Genomic DNA, 7,197 nt, shown 5'->3' with positions numbered 1-7,197 from the left:
TGGAATCTAATCCCCCCTTTGGCGGGACCGCGAACAATCGAATGCTGCACGCGGTATCCGGTGAACATCCGAAAGGAGCCGTCATCCATTTGCACCGGAAGCTTGACAATGGTGCTGCGCCGCGGATACTTGATAAATTCGAGCAGTTCTTTGGCAATATTTAGCTTGCTTGCCGCCTGGTCAAACTGCTTCATCACATTTTCAAAAGTGGAAACCGGAACATCGACCGATTTCAATCTCTCGTGGACTGTCATCTGTTTTTATCTCCTGAAAATTTTCTGCTGTTTGCGGTAACGATGGGCATCGATGAGGCATCCAGAAAGCGCCAGAGACGGTCGACGCCACGGGTAATGCCGATTCGGGGGGTAGTTACGATTTTTCCGGGGCGGTATCCGCGGTCCTCAAGATAAAGAGTCTGGCCGGTCAGGTCGATGCCATTCTGACGGCGGGTCAAACCGAAAGCACGGCACAATTTTCCGGGACCATTTGCCAGTTTCTGCCGATACCCCTGGGGGAAATTCTTTTTCATATATTCAATACCTTCATCCGGTTCGGCGCCGCGCAGAAGCACCGCCGCCGGGAAGCCCGGTTGTTCCGTCACGACATTCAGGCAGTAATACATGCCATAAATGAAATAGATATAGGCGTGACCGCCGATGCCGAACATTATTCTATTGCGCTCGGTTTTGCCGACTGCGGCATGGCAAGCCGGGTCGTCTTCGCCAATATATGCTTCTACTTCAACCAGCCGGGCGGAGAAAAGTTTCGCGCCGTTATCGTAAAGAAGATACTTTCCTATCAAGTCGCGGGCGACCTCCAGGGTCGGACGCAGATAGAACTCACGATTAAGCTTTCGCGCGGGAGTCATGAAGGGAGTTATTCATCGCAATATGGAAACAGTTCGTAAGCAACGCCGGCCGCCACCTCGAAATCAAACGCCAGTTCCTCCGGCTTATGGGCATCGGAGCCGATGGCGGCGATACGAACCCCGGCTTGTCGCGCCAGATTGACAATCTCCATCGAGGGGTAATACTCGCTGTGGCCCCGGCGCAAAGCCGCGGTATTTATCTCAATGCCAAGGTTATATTCGGCCATTGTCTCCAGGACAGGTTCCACGCGACCCCGATGCACGGCGAGTACCTCATTTCCGTAAAAACCGATTCCATATTTCTTATACACATCCAGATGCGCCAGGCAGTCAAAGAGAGCGCTTTTTGCCGCCTTTTTGACCAGCGCAAAATATTTGTCGGCCATTTCCTCGACACTGAATCGGGAAAAACAGGCTTCATACCGGCTCTTGCAGCAAACACAGATATCGTCAATATCATGAATGGCGACCAGTCTGTAATCAAAGGGGAACTTCCGGAACAGCGACGCTATTGGCTCCTCGCACCCTTCCCAGTAACCGACTTCAATGCCGCATTTCACTTCCAGACCGAGCGGGAAATATTTCTCCTGAGCGGCGCGGACATCATCATAATATCTCTGCACTGTCTCTATCGAGAGAGGCAACGATTTGCCGTCAACACGCATTACCCTCTCCCCTTCCGGTCCGCGGGGATTGGAATCATAATGGGTGGTAAAACAGATTTCCACCAGATTCTTTTCCAGCGCCGTAGCGCAATATTCCTCAATCGTGCCGGTGGCATCGATGGAATAATCCGGGTGGATATGGTAATCGGCGAGAGCCATTCCGCTAAAACTCATAATTTGTCCTTCTTAAACAAATCTTCTTCCGGTCAGAAAGGGGTTGTTTTTCCGCTCTTCCCCCACGGTGGTGGCGGGACCATGTCCCGGGTAGCAGATGATGTCATCGGGTAGAGTAAGGATACTTTTTTCTATGGAGGAAATTAATTTTTCGTAGTCGCCGCCGGGAAGATCGGTCCGACCTATGGAATAATTGAACAGGGTATCGCCGCAAAAGAGAAAGCGGCCGCTGACATAGCAGACTCCTCCAGCGGTATGCCCGGGGGTTGCCAGCACCGAGAACTTGACTCCGCCGATATCAAGAGTATCGCCATCTCTGACGACAAAATCTGCCGGCGGACACGTTATCGGATAGCCATAAAGGGCAGAGACATTCGCCGAGGGGGACTCCAGAAGAGGTTCATCCCCTCTACCAATATAATGCGGGATATTCAGCCGCTTTTTTATCGCCGGCAGAGCGGCAATATGGTCGCCATGTCCATGCGTTAGAAGAATCGCTTCCGGGAGCATCCCAAGCTCATCTATTCGACTCAGAATCAATTCCTCATCTCCGCCCGGGTCAATTATCGCCCCTTTCCTGGTAGAAGAATCAAAAACCAGATAGCAATTAACCTCAAAGGGACCGACTATAACTGTATCAATGGTCATTTTTACCGGTAAATATACGGATTTTTCTGGCGGGAAGATATCGAAACAGCCAGCAATGTCAAACTATTTATGCTGAGGGGAGATTTGAGTAGGGAGAAGTCGAACTAAGGCAGGTCAATAGTAATAATTGCCGAAAATCCAGTGGTCATTGTATCCGTCCACGACCGCAATCCATTTGTTGGGACCTATTTGAATCGGGTCGAGTTGATGCATTCCGTCCGCATTCCACCCTTTCCCGGATTCACGGAGAATCGGGCTGTTGGGTAGTTCAATCTGAGCAAACGAGGTAGTGGTAAGTTCGGTAATCTCAAAGGCTTTCAATTGCCGGCCATATGTCTGATGGCAGTCCTGAACATAGCGAATAATGCGGTCCCCAAAAGCAGCAATTCTCCCGCCGGGTCGGCCGCGACGGAAGCTGTGATTGACCACCGGACTCTGGGGATGGATTGTCCAGGGACCAAGCGGAGTATCGGCAAAATAGAGATTGGTCGAATAGTTGTTAGTGCAGGCAAATAACCACCATTTGCCATCATGCTCAAAAATGGTCGGGTCGACCAGGCGGTCATGAATCAGGGTGGAAACAACTTCCCATTTAAAGGGAAATTCTACCGCCTTATAAAGCCGGACACCAAACGCCCGGGCTGATTCCGGAATCATATAGTACTCATCATTCCATTTGAAAACATGAGGGTAAGATAAATGAAACGGCTCATCCAGAACGACCTGCTTGTACTCCCATTGAAGGGCGTCGGAGCTGACGGCAACCCCAATATCCCCCTGATTGGTCATGGCATTAAGGATTTCGATGAACAGATAAAAACTGTCTTTTTCTCGGACCATGAAGGGGTCGGCCACAAAGACAGCAATGACATCGGTGATGTCGTGACGGGTCAGTACCGGGTTGGTAATCCCCTCTGCCGGTTGAAAGACCGAGAGCGAATCGCCGGTATAGATGCCGACCGACCATTCGCCGACAGTGGAGACATACGGGATATTCGGCAGTTGCCCCAATTTATAGCCAAGATAGAGACCGGTCAGTAGAATGACCAGCGCGCCCAGGACAAAGTATTTTCTCCGTTTGGGTCGAACTGCCGGGAGAACCCTGCCGATTTCGGTTTCGCGAACTACCGGGGTTTCGACTTTCTTAAGCCAGGTCCAAAACATACTGTTGTTTAGCGAAGCGAGCTAATTTCTTTCTGTTAAAGTCAATCTGCTGTCAGCCAGTGGGCTTAATGTCTGCAATATCGAGCAAAACATAGACCAAATTTGTTTTATTTATCGGCAATTATCGAAAAATATTGAATCACTGGCGCTAAGGCCGGTAAGAATATCGCCCCTTCAAAGAACTTTGACGACGATCAAAAATGTTTGCCACTGAATCTCGGAATCTATCTAAAATTGTATGATGGTATTTTCTGACTAAAATATAACAGGATTTGAAAATTTAGCAATTAATTTATAGCTTCCGGAGGGAAAGATGCGAAAGAGCGGTCATAGTACAACCCCCTGTCAAAATCTGTCACAATGGTAGTCGGATTAGGAGTAATGAGGGCGAATAGTCATTGACATCTTCGTACCATTATGGTATGGTTGCATAGCATTTCACAATAATAGCAGAGAATCCCAAGATATATGCCTTACTTTTCTACTATAAGGATGCTTTCCAGGGTGCCGTCTTTGCGAAAAGCGGAACGACTGGATAGAGAAGACCTGAAAGCACTTCAGGAAAGGCGGTTTCGGGCTCTGCTTCGGCATACGCTTACCCACTCCCCGTTTTATATCGAGCATTACCGCCACCACGGGCTTGACCCCCTGAAGCCTGAAAAGCTCTCCCTGGGGGAGCTTCCGACCGTGGATAAGAACTTGATGATGGAGAATTTTGACCGTTTCACTACGGACCGAACCCTTAATCGAAAGGAGCTGGAGAGATTTATTGGGGAAACTACTTCGCCGGAAAGCAAATTTCGAGGGCAATATACGGTCATTCATACCTCCGGCTCGAGCGGGACAATCGGCATCTTTGTCTATGGCCCGGGCGACTGGGCAATGGCAAAAGCGATGGCTCTTTCGCGGGTCAGCAAAGTGAAACCATCCTTATTCAAAAAGACCCGCTACGGTTTTATCGGCGCCACCGAGGGGCATTTTGCCGGAGTCAGCATGTCGCAGGAGGCGCGCTCGGTGATGCAGTATCTTCCGCTCTCAATAAATGACCCGCTGGATACAATCTGCGGTCGGATTCAGAAGTTTCAGCCGGAATTTATTATGGGGTATGCCTCGGCGGTCAATCTCCTGGCGCAGCTTCAAAGAGAGGGGGCGATTTCGATTTCGCCAAAGCGGGTGGTCTGCTCCGGTGACAGCCTGACCGAAGGGATGCGACAGAATATCCGGGGGGCGCTGGGGGTGGAGCCGATAAATTTTTACGGGGCATCAGAAGGGATATCGATCGGGATTGAATGCAATAAGAAACACCGGATGCATATTTTTGACGACTGGTTCATTCTGGAGGTGCTGGATGAGAATTTTCAACCGGTAAAAGAGGGGGAACCGGGGCAGGTTTATCTGACCAATCTTTACAATTATACCCAGCCGCTGATTCGCTATCGAATAAAGGATGAAATAGTGGTCAGTGAAAAAAGATGCGAGTGCGGCAGACCGTTTCGGGTTATCGACAGAATTGCCGGCAGGCAGGAAGATTTTCTCTGGTTTACCCGGAAGGACGGCCGCCAGGAGTTTATTCATCCGATAGTTCTCGCGGAGTTTTTTGTGCCGGGGCTGGTGACTTTTCAGTTTCGGCAACCATCAAATGAGAAACTGGTAGTCCGGGCGGTAGTGCGAGAGGGAGAAGAGACTGTCGCGCCGGCGATTGTGAAGCGGGTGAAAGAGATACTGGCGCATAAGCAGTTGGCGGAGATGGTCTCGGTGGAGGTGGAAATAGTGGAGCGGATAGACGTTGACCGGATGACCGGCAAGTTTCGTTTGATAGTCCCCAAAGCCAGGTAGGATGCACATATAAGTCGGGTTCTGGGTCCGAACCAGGTGGGCTGTGGGTCGCGTGATGAAGAAAAACCCGACACTCACCTCCTGTCGATTATCATCATTAGAGTGCACGGGACCTTTATTGGTGCCCGTTCCGTCATCAGACCGACCGATAGAGTGAACATTCGAGGCGCGAATCCAAACCGGGGATTGGTTGTATAGAGAGGGGGGAACTCCTACTCCACAAATGCGATTATAGAGGTAAATGATTGATGCAGGAGGATTCTTTATGAGCAAGCCATCATTTCTGAGCCTGGGGGCAGCCATCTTAGCGATTCTCGCTTTATTGGGATGCAGTGATAACGGAAATCCACTGGCGCCGTACCAGCCGGAAATAAACAATGCCACGGATAACTTCCAATTTCAGGCGACCGCAATGCGGAATGTCAATTTTTCCATGGATTACATCTGGCGCAACACCGGCGATACGGCCACGGTAAATCAGTCGGCGAGCGCGGGGCTCACCGGTACCGCTACTTTAGAAATTCTGGACTCATTGGGAACGCAAGTCTACAGCCGCAGTCTCAAGGATAATGGTACATTCGGCACCAGTCAGAGATTGCCGGCGGAACCAGGGCCATGGATTTTAAGAGTACGCCTGGTCAAGGTAAGCGGTACGCTGAATTTCCGGGTCCAGAAGTCGTCGTAAAAAATCTGATATTCCGTCAGGATACCGCGTGAAGCGGGACCGACGGCGCGGGAAGAGCGGCAGGTCACGCTTCCGCCTGCGGCGGAAACTAAGACCTGCCGGAACGTTGAATCCCGCGTGAAGCGGGACTGACGGCGCAGAGAAGAATGACACGAGCCGCCAGTGGGTGGAATCGAAAGGCTCATGCCCTGAAGGACTTCGACTGTAAGACAGAGTTTACCCCGTGAACCGGTATGAAGCGATGCGGCGGTATTTGCCGTTCTTCCGGTTCATCATCTTCTCCATAATGAACTCCCGCCGAACCCGGCAGTAGTCGTCATGAAAACGGGTGATGGTCTCATTGACCTCTTTTTCCGTGTAGATGCGGTTCAGTTCGAACTGACGAAGGATATGCTCAAGGATATAGACCCGCTTCTTGCGCTGGACCGGAAGAGCATCAATCTTGCCGTTCTTCATAAAACGGCTGACCACCAGTTCGCCGGGATTCTGGCGGTGACGGTTGGAGCAGCGGTCAAGCCATGCCATCAGGTCGGCCTCGGTGACTCGCCAGTCTTTGCCCAGTTTATAGGCGACCAGTTCCCCCGACTGCAGTTTGCGGGCGATGACCTGAACATTCATCTTGAGCAGGTCAGCAAGTTCGTTAGTGGTATAGAACTTAAGTGGTTTGGTGGCATTGTCAGTCATAAATCACCTCATATTTTTGCGGAATATAAGGGATTTTAACGGATTGTCAAGGATAATATCATATTAATCCGAATGAAGTAGTGTTGCCCATCGATGTCGGGTGTTCTGCCGAAGGGCGGAGCCGCGCGCAGGAATGAGCGGATTCCATCGGAATCCCGCGTGAAGCGGGACCGACGGCGCGAGAAGAGCGGCAGGTCACGCTTCCGCCATCGGCGGAAACTAAGACCTGCCGCAACGTTGAAGGGCTCCTGACGGCGTAGTTAAAATATCGAGCAAGACGGTTCGAGCGCGAAATTAGAAGTTGTCAAGTCCGCTCGACCGGCACGCAATAGGCCACCGTGGTCGAGGGACTGTGCTTCCCCCGATTTGTGGGACACGTAAATAAGCATAACTGTTTTCATTTTCGAAATCAACCGGGCTTAAGTATTTCAGAGTTGAGTGTCGTCTTTGACGATTATAATATATCTCAATCC

Annotated in this window: 8 protein-coding genes and 1 pseudogene; 2 read left to right on the top strand and 7 right to left on the bottom strand. The window is 50.7% G+C overall.

Features of this window, described 5'->3' with window-relative positions; all coding sequences use genetic code 11:
* From AB1690_02705 to AB1690_02685, 5 genes are all read right to left on the bottom strand, one after another.
* The coding region (locus AB1690_02705; GenBank protein ID MEW6014213.1) for a Glu/Leu/Phe/Val dehydrogenase dimerization domain-containing protein at positions 1-254 on the bottom strand (254 nt) is incomplete at its 3' end.
* Positions 251-868, bottom strand: a complete 618-nt coding sequence (locus tag AB1690_02700; GenBank protein MEW6014212.1) for a DNA-3-methyladenine glycosylase — start codon at positions 866-868, stop codon at positions 251-253. The genes AB1690_02705 and AB1690_02700, both read right to left, overlap by 4 nt.
* A gap of 8 nt (positions 869-876) precedes the next feature.
* Positions 877-1,707 carry a histidinol-phosphatase gene (locus AB1690_02695; GenBank protein ID MEW6014211.1) on the bottom strand — a complete coding sequence of 277 codons (831 nt, stop codon included), beginning with the start codon at positions 1,705-1,707 and terminating at the stop codon, positions 877-879.
* Between the two features lie 12 nt (positions 1,708-1,719).
* On the bottom strand, positions 1,720-2,355 hold the full coding sequence (locus AB1690_02690) for an MBL fold metallo-hydrolase (GenBank protein ID MEW6014210.1): 636 nt from the start codon (positions 2,353-2,355) through the stop codon (positions 1,720-1,722).
* Positions 2,356-2,469: 114 nt separating this feature from the next.
* A complete protein-coding gene (locus AB1690_02685) occupies positions 2,470-3,519 on the bottom strand; it encodes a hypothetical protein (protein MEW6014209.1) in 1,050 nt (349 codons plus the stop codon).
* Between the two features lie 468 nt (positions 3,520-3,987).
* Here AB1690_02685 and AB1690_02680 point away from each other — a divergent pair, with 468 nt between their 5' ends.
* On the top strand, positions 3,988-5,355 hold the full coding sequence (locus tag AB1690_02680; protein ID MEW6014208.1) for a hypothetical protein: 1,368 nt from the start codon (positions 3,988-3,990) through the stop codon (positions 5,353-5,355).
* Between the two features lie 265 nt (positions 5,356-5,620).
* Positions 5,621-6,040 (top strand): hypothetical protein, encoded by a 420-nt coding sequence (locus AB1690_02675; GenBank protein MEW6014207.1) that lies wholly within the window; start codon positions 5,621-5,623, stop codon positions 6,038-6,040.
* Positions 6,041-6,256: 216 nt separating this feature from the next.
* Here the strand turns inward: AB1690_02675 and AB1690_02670 are convergent, their stop codons facing one another.
* Positions 6,257-6,724, bottom strand: coding sequence for a DUF2087 domain-containing protein (locus tag AB1690_02670; protein MEW6014206.1), 468 nt, complete (start codon positions 6,722-6,724; stop codon positions 6,257-6,259).
* Positions 6,725-7,123: 399 nt separating this feature from the next.
* A pseudogene (locus AB1690_02665) lies at positions 7,124-7,197 on the bottom strand (IS3 family transposase).

The sequence above is a fragment of the Candidatus Zixiibacteriota bacterium genome, from assembly GCA_040753495.1.
GTDB lineage: Bacteria > Zixibacteria > MSB-5A5 > GN15 > PGXB01 > DYGG01.
The sequence above is the reverse complement of the archived record's forward strand: the minus strand, read 5'-3'. Positions and strand labels throughout refer to the sequence as shown.